Consider the following 20,524-nt stretch of genomic DNA (forward strand, 5'->3'; position numbering starts at 1 on the left):
ATATGAAGACGCTCTCCATCAAGGCCCGGCTGGCGCTGGTCCTGTTTGTTTTGGCTGTATTCCTGGCGGGCGTCGGCGCGCTCGGGTTGTACGGCAACATGCGCTCCAACAACGCGCTGAAGGAAACCTATTCGAATCAGCTCGCATCCACCCGTGCGCTGGGTCAGGCCATTTCTCGGCTGGTGCAAGTCCGTACGGCGCTGGATCGTGCCGTCTATGAAACGGATGACGCGAAGATCGCCGACTTGGTGAAGGCCGCCCGCGAACAGGTCAAGGCAAGCGACGACGGTTGGAATGCCTACAGCGCCCTGCCGTTTGCGACGCCCGAGGAAGAGCAGACCGCCGGCGAGGCCAAGCGCCTGCGCGATGCGTTCTTCAACGATGGTTTGAAGCCGGCTCTGGCAGCGTTCGACCGCCACGACTACGCTACCGCGCGCCCGCTGGTGCTCGACAAGCTGTACGAACTGTTCGTCCCGTACGCCATCAAGGCCGATCGACTGAGCGCCATTCAAGCTGAGGTGGCCGCTTCGTCCTACGGTAAGGCGCAGTCGTTCTTCGACGGCCTGGTGTGGGCATTCATCATCGTGATTGCCGTGGGTGTGGCGCTGGCGGCTGCGTGCTACCTCGTGCTCTCTCGTGCCATCTCGCGCCCGCTTGAAGAGATGCTGGTGCACTTCCATGAGATCTCGGGCGGCAACCTGACCACCAACGTACGCATCCACTCGCGTGACGAGATGGGCCTGCTGATGGAAGGCCTGCAACAGATGCAAGCCAAGCTGAAGGAGACCGTGGTGACGGTGCGTCGCGGCAGCGAGTCGATCGCCTCGGCCACGCAGCAGATCGCAGCGGGCAACACCAATCTGTCGCAGCGCACGGAAGAGCAGGCCAGCTCGCTGGAAGAAACCGCATCGAGCATGGAAGAGCTCACGAGCATCGTGAAGCAGAACGCCGACAACGCGCGTCAGGCGAGCACGCTGGCGGTCAGCGCCTCCGAGATTGCCGTGGAGGGCGGTGCCGTCGTGCAGGATGTGGTAACCACCATGGGCGAGATCAGCGAATCGTCGCGCAAGATCACCGACATCATCGCCGTGATCGAAGGCATTGCGTTCCAGACCAACATCCTGGCGCTCAACGCTGCGGTGGAAGCCGCGCGTGCAGGCGAACAGGGCCGCGGCTTTGCCGTGGTGGCCGGTGAAGTGCGCACGCTGGCGCAGCGCAGTGCGGGTGCCGCGAAGGAGATCAAATCGCTGATCGAAGACTCCGCCACGCGTGTGGAATCGGGCTCGACACTGGTGGCGCGTGCAGGCAAGACGATGGAAGAGATCGTCGTGGCCGTAAAGCGCGTGACCGACATCATGGGCGAGATCAGCGCGGGCTCGGCTGAGCAAAGCACCGGCATCGAGCAGATCAATGAGGCGGTCACGCAGATGGACGACGTGACGCAGCAGAACGCGGCGCTGGTCGAGCAGGCCGCAGCCGCTGCACAGGCACTGGAGGAACAAGCGGACGAGCTGCGCCGCGCTGTGGCGGTGTTCCGCGTGGCGATGTAACGCACGATTCCTGATGGGTTGCCCTGGCAGCGAAATGGCTGCCGCGGCGCTACACTGCGGGGTCGGCCTTCGGGTCGGCCCCGCTTTGTTTTATGCGGTGCACTCAGAAGCCGCTCATGGTCCTGCCACGCCCCCCGAGCCGCTCGCTACGCGCCATGAGCCGGTTCACATAACGATTATCCGGAGGTGTCATGCGTTTCCAGTGTCGTCGTGTTCCCGTTCGCGCCTTGGTGTCTGCAGCTGTGTTGGCATGCAGCGCTGGCGCGTTCGCTCAGACCATCCCCGCCAGCAAGCCCGCGCCCACCACGCTCACGCCCGAGCAGCAGCGCTATCACGACATCTACAAAGAGCTGGTCGAGATCAACACGACGCATTCGGCCGGTGACACAACCAACGCTGCGCATGCGATGGAAAAGCGCCTGCGCGACGCGGGGTTTGCCGCTGCCGACATACAGGTGCTTGAGCCGTTCCCGAAGAAGGGCAACCTGGTGCTGCGCTTCAAGGGCAGCGGCGCCAAGAAGCCGATGCTGCTGCTTGCCCACATTGACGTGGTGGAAGCCAAGCGCGAAGACTGGAAGACCGACCCCTTCAAGCTGCAGGAGACGGACGGCTATTTCACCGCGCGTGGCGCGATTGACGACAAGGCGATGGCCTCGGCCTTCGTGTCGGTGCTGGGGCAGCTTAAACAGGAAGGCTTCAAGCCATCGCGCGACATCATCCTGGCGTTGACCACCGATGAGGAGCGCGGCGATGTGCCGACCAACGGCGCGTACTGGATCGTCAACAACAAGCCCGAGCTGGTGAGGGCCGAGTTCGGCATCAACGAAGGCGGTGGTGGCGAGTTGCGCAATGGCAAGCCGGTGCTCCATCGCATTCAGGTGGCCGAGAAGATGTACACGACGTACGAGCTTGAAGTGCGTGACGTGGGCGGCCACAGCTCGGTGCCGACGAAGACGAACCCGATCTATGCGTTGTCAGCCGCGCTGGATCGGTTGGGGGCGTATCAGTTTCCCGTCAAGCTGGCCGACGTGACGCAGACCTACTTCGCACGCAGCGCGCCGCTGGCCACGGGGCAACTGGCGGACGACATGCGTTCGGTCGGTACCGGCAAGCCGGACCATGCTGCGATCGATCGGCTCTCGGCCATTCCGTTCTACAACGCGCAGTTGCGCACCACCTGCGTGGCCACGATGGTCAATGCCGGCCATGCAGAGAATGCGCTGCCGCAATCGGCCAAGGCCACCGTCAATTGCCGCATCCTGCCGCACGATGATCCGGCCGATATTGATCGTCAGTTGAAGCAGGTGATCGGCAACGAGAAGATCAGCGTGCGCTACGTCAACAAGCCGCTTGCGAGCCCCGCGTCGCCGCTCAATGGCGACCTGGTGAAGACGGTGGAGGCGCTGACGCAGCAGATGTGGAATGTGCCGGTGATTCCGGCGATGAGCACGGGCGCGACCGACAGCCGGTTCATGCGCAATGCCGGTATTCCGATGTATGGCGTGTCGGGGCTGTTTACCGAGCCGGCTGACTTGCGCACGCATGGTCTGGATGAGCGCATCGAGATTGCGCGCTTGTATGACGGGCGGGAGTTTCTTTATCGGCTTGTGAGGCAGTTGGCTGAGTGAGTTGTTGGGTGGCTGCGCCCGTGCATTTTGTTTTGCGCGGGTTTGGTTTGTTGGTGCTGGTTTTTGTTGGGTTTCGGCCCCTGGCGGGGTCGACTTACTTTCTTTGTCTTGCCAAAGAAAGGTAAGCAAAGAAAGGCGCGCCCGAGATGGCGACCCACTCCTTGAATTTCTGTCGCAGAGAGGGAGAGGAGGCAAACTCGCTGCGCTCAGACAGCCTCCTCTCTTTTTCCTCCCTGCAACAGAAATTCAAGGCGCCATCTAGGGCAGGGTACGGCCACCCCTTCTGGGCGCCGGGGTTGGCGGCGCGGCGAGCGTCTTTAGACGGTTGCTTCTTAAATGAATCCGCCGTCGGTCATCAAGGTGCGGCCGGTGATCCAGCGGGCGTCGTCCGAGGCCAGGAAGGCGATGGCGTCGGCGATGTCGTCCGGCTCTGCCAGACGGCCCATTGGTGTCGATTCGCGCATGCGCGCTTTGACTTCATCGGGAATCGGGGCAGTCATGTCGGTGCGCGTGAGCGCGGGTGCCACGGCGTTGACGGTGATGTTGCGCGAGCCCAGTTCCACCGCAAACGCGTGGGTGAGGGCGCTGACGGCGGCCTTGCTTGCCGCATACACCGCAAGCCCCGATCGGGGCCGGTACACCAGGCTCGACGACACGTTCACGATATGCCCGCCGCGTGCCGGCACATGCGGCAGCACCGCCTGCGTCACGAGAATCGTCGAGAAGGCATTGGTGCGGAACTGCGCGTCGAACGATGCGAGATCGATGCTGCCGACCAACTGGCTTTCCAGGATGCCGGCGTTGTTGACGAGGATGTCGATGGCGCCGAAGGCCTCGCGCACGGTGCTCACCATTGCGTCGACGGACAGGGCATCGCTCACGTCGGCTTGTACGGCAATGGCTTGTGCGCCGGTGCCGCGGATGGCGTTGACCACGGCGTCGGCTTCCGCAGCGTTGCTGCGATAGACCACGGCCACACGTGCGCCGTCGGCCGCCAGTCGATGCGCCACGGCGGCGCCAATGCCGCGAGAGCCTCCGGTGACGATAGCCGTGCGACCTGCGAGGCGTTGTGCGGGTGTGGATTGAGTTTGAGACATGCTGTTCTCCTGAGGCGCTGAATGTTTCGGGAGAACAGATTACGAACCGGCGGGCTGATGCGCAGCCCGTTTGGCCGCGACGCGGTGTTCCAGCATTGGAACGAGCGAAGTGCGGTCAGCCTTGCTGCCGCTTGCGGTATTCGGCCACTTTGTGGCGGTTGCCGCAGACCGCCATGCTGCACCAGCGGCGCTTGTGCGACTTTGTACGGTCGTAAAACCACAGCGTGCATTCGGGGTGTTCGCACACGCGCACGAGCTGGAAATCGCCCTCGGCTAGCAGGTGCGCGGCGGCTTCGGCCAGCGGCGCCAGGCATTGTTCGACTGAATCGGTCGGGCGCAGGCGTTCGACACGCGGGGTGCCGTTTTCCCATACCAGCACTGGATGGCTCGGCGCCTGCCGCAGGAACACGTTGAGCGCATCGGCGCTGGCTGCACGGCCCGCCTTGCGTGCTTCCACCAATGTGCGAATCACCTCGCGCAGGTGCCGCGCCACAGCCAGCAGCACGCCAGGAGGGTAGCGACCTGCCACCGGCTCAGCGAGCCAGCCCGCGCGCACCAGCCAATCGGAGACATCGACGTCGTTCTGCCAGAAATCGTGCGGCTGGCCGTTGATGTTGGCCACGGTGTTGAGCATGTCCAGGACCGGATCGTCGGCGATCAGCAGGGGCTTATCGGCGGCGGGGGCGGGGGCGGCGGCAGCGGCAGGTGAGGACATGGTGGTCTGCAAGCAAACGGACGGTGGAATTGTAACCAATTTAACGTGATATTCCAGTTACTTGTTGCATGCACGTTTCAACGGCCCAATCCGGTGAAAAGCCCGCCGCATTACCATGTGTCGTCCACGTTTCTTGCCGGAGATGATCATGAGCGCATGGCCTGATGCACGCGTGCTGGAGTTGTTCAATATCGAAGTGCCCATCGTGCTGGGGCCGATGGCGGGTGTGGCCGGCGTGGAGTTGGCGATTGCCGTGGCACGTGGCGGCGGCCTTGGTTCGCTGCCTTGCGCGATGCTCAGCGTCGAGCAGATCCGCCAGCAGGTCGAGCAGTTTCGGGCGGCCATGCGCGGCCCCATCAACCTGAATTTCTTCTGCCACACGCCGCCCCAGCCGGACCCCGAGCGCGATGCCAGATGGCGTGCCCATCTGGCGCCCTACTACGCCGAGTTCGGTATCGACTTGAACGCGCAAGCGCCGGCCGTGAACCGCGCGCCGTTCGACGAAGCCACCTGCGCGCTGGTGGAGGAACTGAAGCCGGAGGTGGTGAGCTTCCATTTCGGCCTGCCCTCGCCGGCGTTGCAGGCCCGCGTGAAGGCCGCGGGGGCGAAGGTCATCTCCGCCGCCACCACCGTGGAAGAGGCGCGCTGGCTGCAAGCGCGCGGCGTAGACGCCATCATCGCGATGGGCAACGAGGCGGGCGGCCATCGCGGCATGTTCCTCGCCAAGACGATCGAATCGCAGGTCGGCACGTTCGCGCTGGTGCCGCAGGTGGCGGATGCGGTGAAGGTGCCCATCATCGCAGCGGGTGGCATCGGCGATGCGCGCGGTGTGGTGGCGGCATTGGCGCTGGGGGCATCGGCGGTGCAGATCGGTACCGCCTATATGTTGTCGCCGGAGGCCAAGACTTCGGCCATTCATCGCGCGGCGCTCAAGCAGGCAACGGATGCCGACACCGCCCTCACCAACCTGTTCACCGGACGGCCGGCGCGCGGCATCGTCAACCGGCTGATGCGTGAGATCGGCCCGATGAGCACGTTTGCCCCGGCCTTCCCCACGGCCGGCGGTGCATTGGCGCCGCTGCGCGCTAAGACGGAGCCCACCGGCTCGGGCGATTTCATCAACCTGTGGTCGGGCCAGGCCGGCCGGCTGGCCACGGAAGACTCGGCAGAAGCCATCACGCGGCGCATTGCCGCCCAGGCGCTCGAACGGCTCACCTGAGTTTTTCTGTTGCATCGTCTCCCGCGCGGGCACGCCAGATGGCGTGCCCGTTTTATTTCGCATCACAAATCGGTATGCGAGCGATGGGAAAATTTTATGTAACTTGTGAAATGTAATTTCAAAGGTTACTATGGCTTCGCTGCTGTTTCCCCGAAACCCATCCCGGAGCCTTGCCATGAACGCCCCTGCCCGAACCGCTGATCTGGTTGTCGATGCGCATGCCCCAAGCGCCGTGCGCCACCGCACGGTGGATGTCGAGGGTGTGCGCGTGTTCTATCGGGAGGCCGGCCCCGCCGATGCGCCGACCGTGCTGTTGCTGCACGGTTTTCCCAGCGCGTCGCATATGTTCCGCAACCTCATCCCCCAGTTGGCGGAGCGCTATCACGTGGTGGCGCCGGATTTTCCCGGCTTTGGCCTGACGCAGGTGCCGAGCGGCTTCCGCTACACGTTCGACAACCTGGCGCGCGTGGTAGACGGCTTTACGCAGGCGATCGGTTTGTCGCGTTACGCAATCTACGTGTTCGACTACGGCGCGCCGGTCGGTTGGCGCCTGGCGACGGCGCATCCGGAGCGCATCAGCGCCATCGTCACGCAAAACGGCAACGGCTATGAGGAAGGCCTGGGCGAGGGGCCGTGGGCGCCAGTCAAGGCCTATTGGGACAACCCGGACGAAGCGCATCGCCGTGAGTTGCATGCGATCGTTTCGGATGAGATGACCCAGTGGCAATACCTGAATGGCGTGCCAGACCCGACGCGCGTGGCACCGGATGGCTACCTGCTCGACCAGTATTTTCTGAGCCGCCCGGGCCAGCTCGACATCCAGATGGATCTGTTCCTGGATTACGCGAGCAACGTGGCGCTGTATCCGACACTGCACGCGTACTTTCGCGCGCATCGCCCACCGCTGCTGGCGGTGTGGGGGCGCAACGACACCATCTTCATTCCGCCCGGCGCGGAGGCCTTCAAGCGCGACCTGCCGGAGGCGGAGATCCACTTTGTCGACAGCGGCCACTTTGCGCTGGAGACGCACCATGCGGAAATTGGTGCGCGCATGCTCGACTTTCTTGGTCGCGTGGTGAAGTAACGCGCGGGTTCACGTCATCGGTTGCATGGTGGCTTCCGCGGCAAAGCGCTCGCGCAGGAACGCCACCAGCGCCTTCACCGAAGGCGGCACGCCTGCACGCGATGGATAGAGTGCGTGCAGGTCGGCCGGCTCGGGTGTCCACCCCGGCAGCACCGTGCGCAGGTGGCCACTGTTAAGCGCCGCATGGCAGCAATGCTGCGGCAGGATGGCCAGGCCAAGCCCCGCTATGGCGGCTTCGCGCAGGGCGATGATGTTGTCGCTGGCAAAGCGCGGGCGAATCGGCAGCGCGAGCCGATGGCCGCGCGCATCCTGCAATATCCAATCGCGGCTGCGGGCGAGCGAGCCTTGCCCCAGGCAAGGGAAATCTTCCAGCGCGGCGGGCGTGTCGGGCTCACCCACACGGGCAATCAATGCGGGGCTGGCCACCAGCACGCGCGGCGAGACCACCAGATGCCGCGCCACCACATCGCGTGAGGGCAGCGGCCCCGTGGCCGCGCGGATCGCCACGTCAATGCGCTGCTCGATCAGGTCGACGTAGGTGTTGGACAAGTCCAGCTCGATGCGCAGCTTCGGATGCGCATCGGCAAATTCGGCCAGCCAGCCGGCCACCAGCGTTTCCGCCAGCAAAGGCGACGTGCCGACGCGCAGCACGCCGGCCGGTTCGCTGCGTGCTGCGCCGGCCAGCGCTTCAATGGCCGCTGACGCATCGGCCATGTCGCGAGCGTGCCGATACACCGCTTCGCCCACCGGCGTGACCGATACGCGATGGCTTGAACGCTGCAGCAGCCGCGTGCCGAGCTGCACCTCCAACTCGGCAATGCGCCGGCTCAGACGTGACTTGGGGATGCCCGTGGCGCGCTCGGCAGCGGAAAAACCGCCGGCTTCCACGACGCGCGTGAAGAGGTACAGGTCGTCGAATCGCTTCATGGTGGTACAGGGTTGCGGTCGAATCGCATTGAAGCATAGGCGTTGCCCGGACGTTGTCGCGGGCAATGGATCAGCGCTGTACAGTGTCGCTGGGCGGGGCTGCGCGTGTCGGAATACCGCGCAGACCGGATCGGAGTCTGGCAAGCCTGCGCCCGGCGCGGGCATCAATGCAAGGAGAAGGCATGGACAGGCAAGGCACGCAAACGCAGGGGATGTCCCGCGATCGGCTCGCACGGGTCGAGCGCTTCATCGATGACGCTTACATTGCGACGGGCAAGCTGCCCGGCGCGCTCGTCCAGGTATGGCGGCGCGGCGAACTGGCCTTGAACTCCGTGCTGGGCCTGGCCGACCGCGAGCGGCAGGTGCCGCTGGCCGAAGACTCGATTTTCCGCATCTACTCGATGACCAAGCCCATCACGTCGGTGGCGTTCATGATGCTGGTGGAGGAATGCAAGGTCGCGCTGGACGATCCGGTCAGCAAGTTCATCCCCGCGTGGGCGAACCTGGGCGTGCACGCCGGCGGCTTCATGGAGGGCTTCCAGTCTCGCCCGGTCAAACGCCCCATGCGCATGGTCGACCTGCTGCGCCACACCTCCGGCCTGACCTATGGCTTCCACCAGAACACGAATATCGACGCGGCGTACCGCCGGCTGAAGCTGGGCGACATCGCCACCGATGGCACGCTCGACGAGATGATCGAAAAGCTGGCCGGCGTGCCGCTGGAGTTCTCTCCGGGCGACGCGTGGAACTACTCCGTCTCCACCGATGTGCTCGGCTACCTGGTCGGCAAGATCAGCGGCATCCCGTTCGAGACGTTCCTGAAGGAGCGGATTTTCGACCCGCTGGGCATGGTCGATACGGCCTTTCATGTGCCGGAAGAGAAGGCGTCGCGCTTCTGCGCGTGCTATGCCGTGGGGGCGATGGGGTCGAAGACGGTGTCCGATCGTGGGCCGGTCTTGCAGGACGATCCGCGCGCCAGCCCGTACCTGAAGCCGCCCAGCTTCATTTCCGGTGGTGGTGGTTTGGTTTCCACCGCAGCGGACTACCTGCGCTTCTCACGCATGCTGCTGCAGGGCGGCGAGTTGGATGGCGTGCGCCTGCTGGGGCCGAAAACGCTGGCGTTGATGACGGCCAACCATCTGCCGGGCGGGCGCGACATGTCGAGCCTGTCGTCGCCTTCGATGTTCAGCGAGGCAGCCTATGACGGCGTGGGGTTCGGGCTGGGCTTTGCAACCACGATCTCCCAGGCGGCCACGTTGATTCCCGGCAGCACGGGCGATTTCTTCTGGGGCGGCGCGGCCGGCACCTTCTTCTGGGTGGACCCGCAGGAGGATCTGATCGGCCTGTTCCTGACGCAGGTCCTGCCGTCGTCTGCTTACCCCGTGCGCCGGCAATTGCGCACGCTTGTCTATAGCGCGATTACGGATGTAGGTGGCACGGCGCGTTGAGCGCGCGTTGACCATCAAGGCGGCGGAGCATTCCGCGCCGCCGCCTGATCATCACGTCGATCAAGTGCCGATCAAACGTCGAACCGGACGCCCTGCGCCAGCGGCAGCGCGCCGCTGTAGTTGACGGTGTTGGTGGCGCGGCGCATGTAACCCTTCCATGCGTCCGAGCCGGATTCGCGCCCGCCGCCGGTTTCCTTTTCGCCGCCGAATGCACCGCCGATCTCGGCGCCCGATGTGCCGATGTTGACGTTGGCAATGCCGCAGTCGCTGCCCGCCGACGACATGAAGCGCTCGGCATCGCTCAGGTTTGCCGTGAAGATGGCGGACGACAGGCCCTGCGGCACGCCGTTCTGGATGGCGATGGCCTGCTCCGTGTCGCCGTCATACGTCACGACATAGAGGATGGGCGCGAAGGTCTCGCTTTCCATCACCTTCGTCGGTGCCGGCATCTTGACCAGCGCTGGGCGCACGTACCAGGCGTCGGTGCCCAGGTCTTCGCGCACCCGCTCGCCACCCAATACTTCGCCCCCTTCAGCGCGGGCCTGCGCCAGTGCCTGCTGCATGCCGTCGAAGGCAGCCTGGTCGATCAACGGGCCGACCAGCGTGCCGTCGGCCAGCGGGTCGCCAATCGCAATGCTCTGGTAGATCTTTTCCAGACGGGCGAGGAGTGTGTCGGCCACCGAGCGGTGCACGATCAGGCGGCGCAACGACGTGCAGCGTTGGCCCGCCGTGCCAACGGCGGCAAAGGTGATGGCGCGTGCCGCCAGTTCCAGATCCGCCGAAGGCGTGACGATCATCGCGTTGTTGCCGCCCAGCTCCAGGATCGAGCGGCCAAAGCGTTCCGCCACTTTCACGCCCACCTGACGGCCCATGCGCGTCGAGCCCGTGGCGCTGACGATCGGCACAAGGTGGCTGGCAACCAGCGCCTCACCCACATCGCGCCCGCCAATCAGCAGTTGGCTCAGCCCAGCAGGAATGGCCCCTGGCTTTTCCGCATTGAACGCGTCGACAACCTGCTGCATCAGGTGCTGGCAAGCAATGGCCGTCAGCGGTGTCTTCTCCGACGGCTTCCACACGATGGCGTTGCCGCACACCAGGGCCAGCGCAGCGTTCCACGACCACACCGCCACCGGAAAGTTGAACGCCGAGATGATGCCCACCACCCCCATGGGGTGCCAGGTTTCCATCATGCGGTGCCCAGGGCGCTCGCTGGCGATGGTCAAGCCATGCAGTTGCCGCGACAGACCGACGGCAAAGTCGCAGATGTCGATCATCTCCTGCACTTCGCCCAGGCCCTCGGAGGTGATCTTGCCTGCCTCCAGTGAGACCAGTTCGCCAAGCGCCGCCTTGTGCGTGCGCAGGACCTCGCCCAAGCGGCGCACCAGTTCTCCGCGCACGGGTGCCGGCACGGTACGCCATGCCAGATACGCCTGATGCGCGCCCTGGATGGCAGCCTCGGCCTCGCTGGCGGTATGCGATTTCACGGTCGCCAATACCGCGCCATCGCGCGGGGCGCGGCTCGTCCAATCCGACCCTTCGTAGGCCTTCAGGTCCAGGCCGAGGGCCTTCAGTACGGTCTGCAATCGTGTTCGTGAATCTGACATGGCGCGAATCCTTGCTGTTCTCTCGTGTTCAATCAAAAAACTGTTGCGTTGCGGCAGCGCTCAACTCAACGCTCGACGGTGCGGTTCCAGCGCTTGCTCCACTCGGGGCGTTCGGCGTTGATCACGTCCCAGTCCAGGGCAACGGCCGTCTTCAGGATGTTGTTCATCTTGTTCTGCTCGTCCGCCGCCTTGCCCTTGAGCGGCGCCTTGGGGTTGACTGGATTGTAGGAGCCGTTTTCCATGGCGAGCGCCTGGGCCTCGGGGCTGATCAGGTAGTCCGCCAGCTTCTGCGCCAGATCGGCATCCGGGTTGTTGGCCAGCACGCACTGCGCGGTCAGCAGAACGACGGCGCCTTCCTTGGGTGCGACGAATTCCATCGGGATGCCCTTGGACTTCATCAGCTCGACCTGCGTGAGCGTGTAGGGGAACAGCGCGGCATCGCCGGCCTGCATCATCTCCACCACCTTCGACGAGTTGGGGATGTACTCGACCACGTTCGGGCCGATGGTGGTGGGCCATGCCTTGAAGGCCGGATCGACGTTCTTTTCAGTGCCGCCCTTGAGGCGGTTGAACATCAGGAAGGCATCCAGCCCAAACGACGAAGCCGGCATGGATTGCACGACCACCTTGCCCTTGTATTTCGGGTCAGCCAGATCGCCCCACGAGGTCGGCGGCGTCCAGCCCTTGTCGGCAAAGATCTTGGTGCTGTAGGCCAGGCCGGTCAGCCCCATCGACAGGCCCACGGCGTAGTCCCCCTTGAGGTGGGCAATGGCGGGCACGGCCGACAGGTTGGCCGAAGGCTTGAGCTTTTCGCATAGCCCCATGCCGATGGCGCGGAACATGACGCCGTCGTCCAGCGTCATCACGTGCATCTGCGCCTTGCCCTTGGTCGCCTGGGCCTTGGCGAGGATGTCGGTCGAGGTGCCGGGCACGACGACGACCTTGACGTTGTTGGCCTTCTCGAACGGCGGGAATACGAACTGCGTGTAGGTGCGTTCCATGTTGCCGCCGTTCATGCCGATGTACAGCGTCTTGGTTTCGGCGTGGGCGGCGCCGGCGGCGAGCAGCGCGGTTCCGGCAGCCGCTGCAATGATGGACGTGAACGATGTTTTCGCGTGTTTCACAAGCATGGTGGTCTCCTGGGGCATCAAGTGCATCAAGCTGCGGGTTGCAGAAAGCGTTGGATGGAAAAGGGTTCGATCGGCGTGGTGGTGCGGCCTTCGGCAATCAGCTCGGCCATGACATCGCCCACGCCTGGCCCGAGCTGGAAGCCGGCGCCGGCAAAGCCAAAGGCGTGGAACAGGCCGGGGCGGCGGGCACTGGGCCCAATCACGGGCTGGTCGTCAGGCAGGTTGCCTTCCGTGCCGCTCCACGTGCGGATGATGTGGGCGCCTGTGAGTTGCGGCAGCAGGGCAGCCAACTGCGGCAACTGGCGCAGGATCGCCACGTGCGACGAGCGCGCGCGCTGGTCGTCCAATACGTAGCCGCGCCCGCCGCCGAACACCACATTGCCGCGCCGCACCTGGCGGCAGTAGATGCCGCCGCCTTCCACGCCCAGGCTCCACGGCAGGAAAAACGGCAGCGGCTCGGTCACGCCCATGGTGGGCGGGATGGTGAACATCGGCACGGGCTCGCCCCACTGCGCTGCAAACTGCGCTGCCCAGGCGCCGGCGCAGTTGACGAGCGCGGAGGCTTTGACCTCCAGATCGCGGTCATGCTGCCGTGCATGAATGACGAAGCGGGCGCCATCGTGCTCGACCGATTGCACCGGCGCGTGCTCGCGCACATCGGCGCCTGCCGCGTGCGCCGCGCGCGCAAATGCGGGCGACAGCAGGCGCGGATTGGCCTGCCCGTCTTCAGGGCACAGCGAGCCGCCGACGATCTGATCGCCGCCCATCGGAAAATACTTCTGCAGCGCAGCCTGGCCTTCAATGAGCTGCAACCCGAGGCCAAAGCCCTCGCTGCGTGCTGCATAGCTGGCCAGCGATTCCATGTCAGCCACGCTACGGGCGATCTTGAAGTGCCCGCTGCGCTCGTACTCGGCCTCGGTGCCGATCAACTCGGTCAGACGCCCCCAGATCCGGTGCGAACGCTGGGCCAGCGGCAATTGCTCAATGGAGCGCCCCTGACGCCGCACACCGCCAAAATTGACGCCGCTTGAGCGCGAACCGCACAGGTCGCGCTCGAGCAACGTGACGGCCAGCCCCCGCCGGCGCAGGAACAGCGCGGTGGCGCTGCCCATGATGCCGCCGCCGATGATGGCCACGTCGCACGCAAGCTGCTCACGCATGGTGGCTCTCCGGTTCGCTTACCTCGGTCACATCCAGCGGTAGCGGCTTGATCGGTGCCTGGCCGCGCAACCGGCCCACTTGCGCCAGCGGAACGGACTGCGCGTGCGCCAGGATTTCCGCTGCCGCTGTGCCGCACATCCGGCCCTGGCAGCGGCCCATGCCCACCCGGCACAGCGCCTTCAGCCGGTTCAGCTCGTGCACGCCGCATTCCGCTGCCGTCTGGCGCAGAGTGCCTGCGGTGACGTTTTCGCAGCGGCATACGACCAGGTCGTCGCTGGCGTGCGCGGCCCAGTCATCGGGAAAGGGGAAGGCCACTTCCAGCGCGTGGCGGAACCGCTCGATCTTCTGCAGACGCTGGCGCAGCGCAGCCAAGCGATTGGTGTCGACGGTGATTTGCCGATCCTGCAACAGGGCGAGCGCCGCCAATTCGCCCGAGTACTCGGCTGCATCGGCGCCCATGATGCCCGCGCCATCGCCTGCCAGATACACGCCCGCGACCGAGCTGCGCCGCATGGCGTCGATGCGCGGCACATGGCAGCGGTGCAGTGCAGAAAACTCGAACGCGCAGCCCAGCAGATCGGCGAGCTGTGTTTCGGGCCGCAGTGCGTAACCCATGCCCACAGCGGAGCAAGCCGTGCGTTGTTCGCGGCCGGCGCTGTCTTGCCAGACGAGGTGCTCCAATGCCGCATCGCCTTCCGCGCGCAGCAAACGCACGCCGTGATGCATGGGGATGCCGTGCAGCTTGAGCCAGCCCACCAGCGCCATGCCCTTGGCCATGACGCCAGGCTGGCCCAGCATGGCCGGCGCCGCCTTGTAGCGCGCGGTGGCCGGGGCAGTGTCCAGCACCGCCACGACGTTTGCGCCGGCCTTGGCGTACTGGCAGGCCACCAGATACAGCAGCGGGCCGGTGCCTGCAAACACGACGGCATCGCCAATCGCGCAGCCCTGGTACTTGAGCGCGACTTGCGCGCCGCCCAGCGTATAGACGCCCGGCAGTGTCCAACCCGGGATCGGCAGCACACGGTCTGTGGCGCCGGTGGCGACAATCACATCGCGCCACGGCAGGCTGCTGACCGCGCGCGTAGGCACATGCAGCAGGTCGAGCAGATCGGGCTGGGCATTCCACACCAGGGTCTGCGGGTGGTAATCGATCTGTGGCTGGAGCTGGTCAAAGGCGGCATGTACGGCCTGCGCACGCGCGGCTTCGGTGCCGTACAGATCGGCCGCGCTCCGGGCAAAGCCATCCGGCTGGCGGCGATAGATCTGACCGCCGGCGCGCGGAGCTTCATCCAGCACGATGGGCTTGAGGCCGTGCGCCAGCAGCGTCTGCGCCGCACGCACACCTGCCGGCCCCGCACCGATGATGACGGGCGGCAGATCCGCCTGCGACTGGCGCTGCAGCGTGGGGGCGGGTTGCGTCATCACGCGGCTCCCTCGCTGCCAGCCGGTTGCGTGCAGATGTGCATGCCGGGTTCGATCATGGTCTGGCACGCGCGCAGCGATTTGCCATCGGCCAGACGCACCCAGCAGTCCTGGCATGCGCCCATCAGGCAGAAACCGGCGCGCGGCTGCTGGCTGAATTCGTTCAAGCGCAACTGGCGTGTTTGCGTGAGCACGGCCGTCAGGACGGTGTCGCCGGCAAGCGCTTCGGCGGGGCGGCCATCCAGCACAAAGGGCACCGCGGGGCGATTGCGCTCTTTGAGGCGCTGGAGCTGCGCGCGGGCCGATGGATTTGCAGGAGCGTTCATCGTGATCTGTGTCTCAATGCTTGCCGATCAGAATGCGGTCCAGGCCGTAGACCTTGTCCAGCAGCAGCATCAGCGCGAGCGTGAGGAAGACGATCAGCGCCGAGACGGCGGCCATCATCGGGTCGAGCGATTCCGTGGCGTACATGTACATGCGCACCGGCAGCGTGACGGTGGCGGGCGACACCACGAAGATCGACATGGTCAGTTCATCAAAGCTGTTGATGAAGGCCAGCAGCCACCCGCCCGTGATGCCCGGCAGGATCATCGGCAGCGTCATGCGGCGAAACACCGTGAAGCTGCTCGCACCCAGCGAATAAGCGGCGTGCTCGACCGAGTGGTCAAAGCCCACCAGCGCTGCCATCACCAGCCGCATGGTGTACGGCGTGACGATCAGTGCATGGGCGAAGATCAGCCAGCCGAAGCTGCCTTGCCCGCCCACCAGCGAGAACATGCGCAGCAGCGCCACGCCCAGCACCAGGTGCGGAATGATCAGCGGTGACAGAAACACGCCTTGCAAATACTGCAGCCCCGGCGCGCGGTAGCGGACGATGGCCATGGCGGCCGGCACTGCCAGCGCGGTAGACAGCGTGGCCGCCGCAAGGCCCAGCCACAGGCTGTTCCAGAACGATTGCACGAAGTCGGGGTGATGCAGCACCTGATCGAACCAGCGCAGCGAGAAATGATGGGTCGGCAGTGTGAGCGTTTCTTCAGGCGTGAAGGCGACGATACACACGATCACCAGCGGTGCCAGCATGAAGATGATGACGAGCGCGTTGAAGATGAGCGCGAGCGGTCCGTTCTTTTGCATGTGCGCTCCTTCAGCCCAGCGTTCTTTTGTAGCGCCCTTCAATCATGCGGTTCCAGCCCAGCATGATGACGAGGTTGGCCGCCAGCAGAATCAGCGCGATGGCTGCGCCCAGCGGCCAGTTCAGTTCGTTCAGGTATTCGTCGTAGATGAGCGTGGCGACCATCTTCACGCGGCGCCCGCCCAGCAGGCCCGGAATGGCGAATGAGCTGGCCGCCAGGCCGAACACGATCAGGCTGCCCGACAGAATGCCCGGCATGACCTGCGGCAGCACCACGCGGCGCAAGGTGGTGAAGTGCGATGCGGACAATGACAGCGCGGCGTTTTCCACCCACGGGTCGAGCTTTTGCAGCGAGGTCCACACCGGGATGACCATGAACGGCAGCATCACGTGCACCAGCGCAATCACGACGGCCGTCTCGTTGTACAGCAGCTTGACCGGGCCGATGCCAACGGCCTTGAACGCGGCGTTGATCAGGCCTTCGGGCTCGAGCAGCATGCTCCAGCCGAAGGCGCGCACCACGACCGAGATCAGCAGCGGCGCGAGAATGACGAGCAGAAAGATCGAACGCCACGGCTTGCGCATCCGGCTCAGGATGTAGGCCTCGGGCGCGCCAATCAGGATGCAGACCAGTGTCACGAGTGCCGAGACGCGCAGCGTGCGCCAGAAGATCTCGTAGTAGTACGGGTCTTGCACCACGTGCAGGTAGTGCACGAACGTGAAGGTGCCCGCAATGGGGCCCTTGTCGGCATCGAACACGTTGAACGACAGGATCACGCTCAGCGCGAGCGGCACGAACAGCATCACGGCAAAGAGGGCCAGCGCTGGGCCGGTCATGCTCCATGGCACCCAGGTCGGTCTGCGGCTCATGCTGCATGCCCCTCGGTACCGATCACGCGGACATAGCGGTCCTGCCAATCCACGCCGACGGTCTGGCCCACTTCGCGCGGGGCATCGCCATCGTTGACGGCGGATACCAGCATCGCGCCGAGCGGCGTGTCGACGGTGTACATCCACTGGTTGCCGAGGAAGAAGCGTTCGGTCACGCGGCCTTCACAGCGGCCGGCGCCGTCGGCGGTGCACGTCATCTTTTCCGGGCGCAGCGCCAGCACAACCTTGCTGCCCACCGGCGTGCCCGGCGGCAGCGCGAGTTGCACGGAACCGATCGATGCGCGAAGTTCGCCGTCGGTGCCCGACACCACCGCGGCATGCAGCAGATTGGCCTTGCCGACAAAGGTGGAGATGAACGCATTGCGCGGATGCTCATACACCGCCAGCGGTGTATCCACCTGGGTGATGCGGCCCGCCTCCATGACGACCACGCGATCGCTGATCGACATGGCTTCGGCCTGATCGTGGGTGACCATGATGGTGGTCGTGCCGACCTTGCGCTGGATCTCGCGCAGCTCGAACTGCATCTCTTCGCGCAGCTTGGCGTCCAGGTTCGACAGCGGCTCATCCAGCAGCAGCACCGGCGGCTTGATGACCAGCGCCCGCGCCAGGGCAACGCGCTGGCGCTGGCCGCCCGACAGCTCGCGCGGGTAGCGATCAACGTGCTTGTCCAGATGCACCAGCGCCAGCGTCTGCATGGCGCGCTCGCGGCGCTCTGCTGCGGGGCACTTGCGCATCTCCAGCCCGAATTCCACGTTCTCGCGCACCGTCATGTGCGGGAACAGCGCGTAGGTCTGGAACACGATCCCCAGGCCGCGCGCGTTGGCCTTGGCACGGGTGATGTCCTTGCCGTCCAGCTCGATCGAGCCTTCGGTCACCTCCGCGAAGCCCGCAATCATCTGCAGGGTCGTGGTCTTGCCGCAGCCCGATGGGCCCAGCAGCGAGACAAACTCGCCCTTGTGCACGTTCAGGTTGAAGTCCTGAACGACCCGCAGGTCGCCGTACTGCTTGGAGACATGGTTGAGGCGCAGAAAACTCATCGGTCATCCTTTGCGACTTGGGGGCGTCGCCAGACGCTTCTGTTTGAACAATATGGCTATGCTATTGCAACACCTGTGCCAAAACACCGTTACAGACTAGGTGTATACGCTGTAGTTGGAATATTTATCGTATTTATTCCGACTATCGGAATACAATCGATCAACCGAATTCAGTCCGTTCCAGCTTTATGTCCGTAGATTCCGAAGACGACGCGCATCAGCGCAGCGCCATGCACCGCACCTTCCAGATCCTGCGCACCATGGCGGAGCAGCAGCACCAAGGTGTGCGCGTCACCTACCTGGCCAAAACCCTGGGAATGACCCCCGCCACCACGCACCGCCTGCTGCAGGGGCTGACGCAAGAAGGCATGGTCGAGCAGGATCAGCAGAACAAGCTGTACCGGCTGAGCCTGGACCTGTTCTGCCTGGCGGCCCAGGCCGGTGCGGTGAACGACTTGCGCTCGGTCGCCCGGCCGGCCCTGCTGCGGCTGAACGCAAGCCTGGGCGATACGGTGTTGCTGCTGGTGCGCTCGGGCTTTGATGCGGTGTGTCTGGATCGCGTGGAAGGCCAATATCCGATTCGCACCTTCACCGGCGACGTGGGCGGCCGGATCGAACTCGGAGTGGGGCAGGGCGCCCTGGTGATCCTGGCGCACCTGCCCGAGGCCGAGCAGGAGGAGGTGCTGCGCTACAACTTGCCGCGCATCCGGCACTACAGCGTGTACGACGAGGTCTATCTGCGCTCCGAGGTCAGAAAGGCGCGCGAACTCGGCTACAGCGCCAAGACGGACGGGCTGCTCGAAGGCATGGCCGGCATTGCCGTGCCGGTGTTCGATCGCAATGGCAATGTCGTCGCCGCGCTTTCTGTGGGGACGCTTGCCAACCGCCTGAGCGCCGAGCGCCTGCCCATCGTCTACGACATGCTGCTGCGCGAGGCCAATCGGCTGACCACGCAGATCAATCCGTTTGACCCGACACTGCGTCGGCCCATGCAATCAATGGCCGTGAGCGACACCTATCGCGCCATCTGATCTGACCAGGCGATCATGCGAGCACGCGACCCGGGTTCAGCAAGTCTTGCGGGTCAAGTGCCTGCTTGATGGTCCGCATCAATTGCAGCGCCACCGGCGCCTTGTAATGCGGAAGGTGATCGCGCTTGAGCGAGCCGATGCCATGCTCGGCTGAGATCGAACCGCCAAATCGGTGGACGGACTGGTACACCGCATCGCCAATCGCAGCCTCATGCGCGGCAACGAAGGCCGCGGCATCCGCCCCCGCCGGCGGCTGCACGTTGTAGTGCAGGTTTCCGTCGCCCAGGTGCCCGAAGTTGATGAGCCGCAGCCCGGGCGCCAGAGCCTGCAGTTGCGCATCGGTCTGCGCCACAAAGTCGGGAATGCGCGAGATCGGCACCGAGACATCGTGTTTGATGTTGGGCCCTTCGGCCGCCTGGGCCAGGGTGATGCTCTCGCGGATGTGCCACAGGTCGTGCGCCTGCCGGATGTTCTCGGCGATGATCGCGTCGGTCACGATGCCGTCTTCCATCGCGGTTTCCAGCAGGTGTTCAAACTGCGCCCGGGCGTGCGCCTCTGACTCACTGTCGGAGGCTTCCAGCAAGACGCACCACATCGTGTCGCGCCACATCGGCACGCGCAGATGTGGATAGTGCGAGTCGACCAGCCGGAGCCCTTCCTGGCTCATCACTTCAAAGCCTGTGAGCGCGGCAGACAGATGCCGGTGCGACAAGGCCAGCAACGCCGTGGCTGCTTGCAGTGAAGGCACGGCTGCCCACGCTGTCAACTGCGCGGCCGGTTGCGGATAGAGGCGCAGCGTGGCCGCCGTGATGATGCCCAGCGAGCCCTCGCTGCCGATGAACAGATTGCGCAGGTCATAGCCGGTGTTGTCCTTGCGCAGGCCTTGCAGGCTCTCCCAGATTTGCCCGTCAGCCAGAACAACTTCCAGCCCCAGGCACAGCTCGCGCGCATTGCCATAGCGCAGCACCTGTGTGCCGCCCGCGTTGGTCGCCAGGTTGCCGCCGATCGTGCAACTGCCTTCCGCGCCCAGGCTCAACGGGAACAGCATGCCCGCCTCGCTTGCCACGTCCTGCAGTGACTGGAGTACGCAACCGGCATCCACCGTCATCGTCATGTTGGCCGCGTCGATGGCGCGCACGGTTTGCATGCGGCGCAGGCTCACAACGATCTGCCCGCCGCTGGCATTGGGCACCGAGCCTTCTACGAGGCCCGTATTGCCGCCCTGCGGCACGATGGACGCTCCAGCTTGCGCACACGCGCGCACGACCGCGGCCACTTCCGCCGTACAGCCCGGCCGCACCACGCACAGCGCCTTGCCGCGCACGCGCTGGCGCCAATCGGATTCGTATTCGGCGCAGTCGTCGCCGGTCAAAACATGGGCGGGCCCCACGATGTCGCGCAAGGCGGGAATCAGGTTGTCGGGTGTCATGGCAATGGCGATGAAG

18 protein-coding genes are annotated in these 20,524 nt (G+C 64.9%); 6 read left to right on the forward strand and 12 right to left on the reverse strand.

Annotated features, from left to right (window positions below; genetic code table 11):
• Window positions 1–2: 2 nt before the first annotated feature.
• Window positions 3–1,550: a methyl-accepting chemotaxis protein gene (locus DOD19_RS17980; RefSeq protein ID WP_112186957.1), complete on the forward strand. Its 1,548-nt coding sequence runs from the start codon at window positions 3–5 to the stop codon at window positions 1,548–1,550.
• A 191-nt stretch (window positions 1,551–1,741) separates the two neighbouring features.
• Window positions 1,742–3,178 carry a M20/M25/M40 family metallo-hydrolase gene (locus tag DOD19_RS17985; protein ID WP_112186959.1) on the forward strand — a complete coding sequence of 479 codons (1,437 nt, stop codon included), beginning with the start codon at window positions 1,742–1,744 and terminating at the stop codon, window positions 3,176–3,178.
• Window positions 3,179–3,510: 332 nt separating this feature from the next.
• On the opposite strand, the gene DOD19_RS17990 is transcribed toward DOD19_RS17985, so the two are convergent.
• Together DOD19_RS17990 and DOD19_RS17995 are read right to left on the reverse strand one after the other, a co-directional pair.
• Entirely contained in the window at window positions 3,511–4,275 is a 765-nt protein-coding gene (locus DOD19_RS17990; protein WP_024977507.1) for a 3-oxoacyl-ACP reductase family protein, read from the reverse strand.
• Between the two features lie 115 nt (window positions 4,276–4,390).
• A complete protein-coding gene (locus DOD19_RS17995) occupies window positions 4,391–4,990 on the reverse strand; it encodes an ABATE domain-containing protein (RefSeq protein ID WP_112186961.1) in 600 nt (199 codons plus the stop codon).
• Window positions 4,991–5,138: 148 nt separating this feature from the next.
• Between DOD19_RS17995 and DOD19_RS18000 the strand changes: the two genes are divergently transcribed.
• Both DOD19_RS18000 and DOD19_RS18005 read left to right on the forward strand, forming a co-directional pair.
• Entirely contained in the window at window positions 5,139–6,209 is a 1,071-nt protein-coding gene (locus DOD19_RS18000) for a nitronate monooxygenase family protein (RefSeq protein WP_112186962.1), read from the forward strand.
• Between the two features lie 175 nt (window positions 6,210–6,384).
• Window positions 6,385–7,293 (forward strand): alpha/beta hydrolase, encoded by a 909-nt coding sequence (locus tag DOD19_RS18005; protein ID WP_112186964.1) that lies wholly within the window; start codon window positions 6,385–6,387, stop codon window positions 7,291–7,293.
• A 9-nt stretch (window positions 7,294–7,302) separates the two neighbouring features.
• Here DOD19_RS18005 and DOD19_RS18010 read toward each other — a convergent pair whose 3' ends face one another.
• Complete coding sequence (locus DOD19_RS18010; RefSeq protein WP_024977511.1) at window positions 7,303–8,220, reverse strand: LysR family transcriptional regulator; 918 nt, start codon at window positions 8,218–8,220, stop codon at window positions 7,303–7,305.
• Window positions 8,221–8,402: 182 nt separating this feature from the next.
• Between DOD19_RS18010 and DOD19_RS18015 the strand changes: the two genes are divergently transcribed.
• Window positions 8,403–9,668: a serine hydrolase domain-containing protein gene (locus tag DOD19_RS18015; RefSeq protein ID WP_112186966.1), complete on the forward strand. Its 1,266-nt coding sequence runs from the start codon at window positions 8,403–8,405 to the stop codon at window positions 9,666–9,668.
• Between the two features lie 71 nt (window positions 9,669–9,739).
• On the opposite strand, the gene DOD19_RS18020 is transcribed toward DOD19_RS18015, so the two are convergent.
• From DOD19_RS18020 to DOD19_RS18055, 8 genes are all read right to left on the reverse strand, one after another.
• Complete coding sequence (locus DOD19_RS18020; RefSeq protein ID WP_112186968.1) at window positions 9,740–11,272, reverse strand: aldehyde dehydrogenase family protein; 1,533 nt, start codon at window positions 11,270–11,272, stop codon at window positions 9,740–9,742.
• A 65-nt stretch (window positions 11,273–11,337) separates the two neighbouring features.
• Window positions 11,338–12,402, reverse strand: a complete 1,065-nt coding sequence (locus DOD19_RS18025; protein ID WP_024977514.1) for an ABC transporter substrate-binding protein — start codon at window positions 12,400–12,402, stop codon at window positions 11,338–11,340.
• Window positions 12,403–12,428: 26 nt separating this feature from the next.
• On the reverse strand, window positions 12,429–13,562 hold the full coding sequence (locus DOD19_RS18030) for an FAD-dependent oxidoreductase (RefSeq protein ID WP_112186970.1): 1,134 nt from the start codon (window positions 13,560–13,562) through the stop codon (window positions 12,429–12,431).
• Window positions 13,555–14,985, reverse strand: coding sequence for an FAD/NAD(P)-binding oxidoreductase (locus tag DOD19_RS18035; RefSeq protein ID WP_204360077.1), 1,431 nt, complete (start codon window positions 14,983–14,985; stop codon window positions 13,555–13,557). Before DOD19_RS18035 ends, DOD19_RS18030 begins: the two co-directional genes overlap by 8 nt.
• Window positions 14,985–15,311: a (2Fe-2S)-binding protein gene (locus DOD19_RS18040; protein WP_024977517.1), complete on the reverse strand. Its 327-nt coding sequence runs from the start codon at window positions 15,309–15,311 to the stop codon at window positions 14,985–14,987. Before DOD19_RS18040 ends, DOD19_RS18035 begins: the two co-directional genes overlap by 1 nt.
• A 13-nt stretch (window positions 15,312–15,324) precedes the next feature.
• Complete coding sequence (locus DOD19_RS18045) at window positions 15,325–16,119, reverse strand: ABC transporter permease (protein ID WP_024977518.1); 795 nt, start codon at window positions 16,117–16,119, stop codon at window positions 15,325–15,327.
• Between the two features lie 10 nt (window positions 16,120–16,129).
• Window positions 16,130–16,987, reverse strand: a complete 858-nt coding sequence (locus DOD19_RS18050; RefSeq protein WP_112186972.1) for an ABC transporter permease — start codon at window positions 16,985–16,987, stop codon at window positions 16,130–16,132.
• Window positions 16,984–18,048 (reverse strand): ABC transporter ATP-binding protein, encoded by a 1,065-nt coding sequence (locus DOD19_RS18055; RefSeq protein WP_024977520.1) that lies wholly within the window; start codon window positions 18,046–18,048, stop codon window positions 16,984–16,986. Before DOD19_RS18055 ends, DOD19_RS18050 begins: the two co-directional genes overlap by 4 nt.
• Before the next feature lie 188 nt (window positions 18,049–18,236).
• Here DOD19_RS18055 and DOD19_RS18060 point away from each other — a divergent pair, with 188 nt between their 5' ends.
• Complete coding sequence (locus tag DOD19_RS18060) at window positions 18,237–19,079, forward strand: IclR family transcriptional regulator (protein ID WP_112186974.1); 843 nt, start codon at window positions 18,237–18,239, stop codon at window positions 19,077–19,079.
• A gap of 13 nt (window positions 19,080–19,092) precedes the next feature.
• Here DOD19_RS18060 and DOD19_RS18065 read toward each other — a convergent pair whose 3' ends face one another.
• Window positions 19,093–20,508: an FAD-binding oxidoreductase gene (locus tag DOD19_RS18065; RefSeq protein WP_112186976.1), complete on the reverse strand. Its 1,416-nt coding sequence runs from the start codon at window positions 20,506–20,508 to the stop codon at window positions 19,093–19,095.
• Between the last annotated feature and the right edge of the window lie 16 nt (window positions 20,509–20,524).

It is taken from the genome of Ralstonia sp. GX3-BWBA, assembly GCF_003290055.1.
Taxonomy (GTDB): Bacteria; Pseudomonadota; Gammaproteobacteria; order Burkholderiales; family Burkholderiaceae; genus Ralstonia; species Ralstonia holmesii.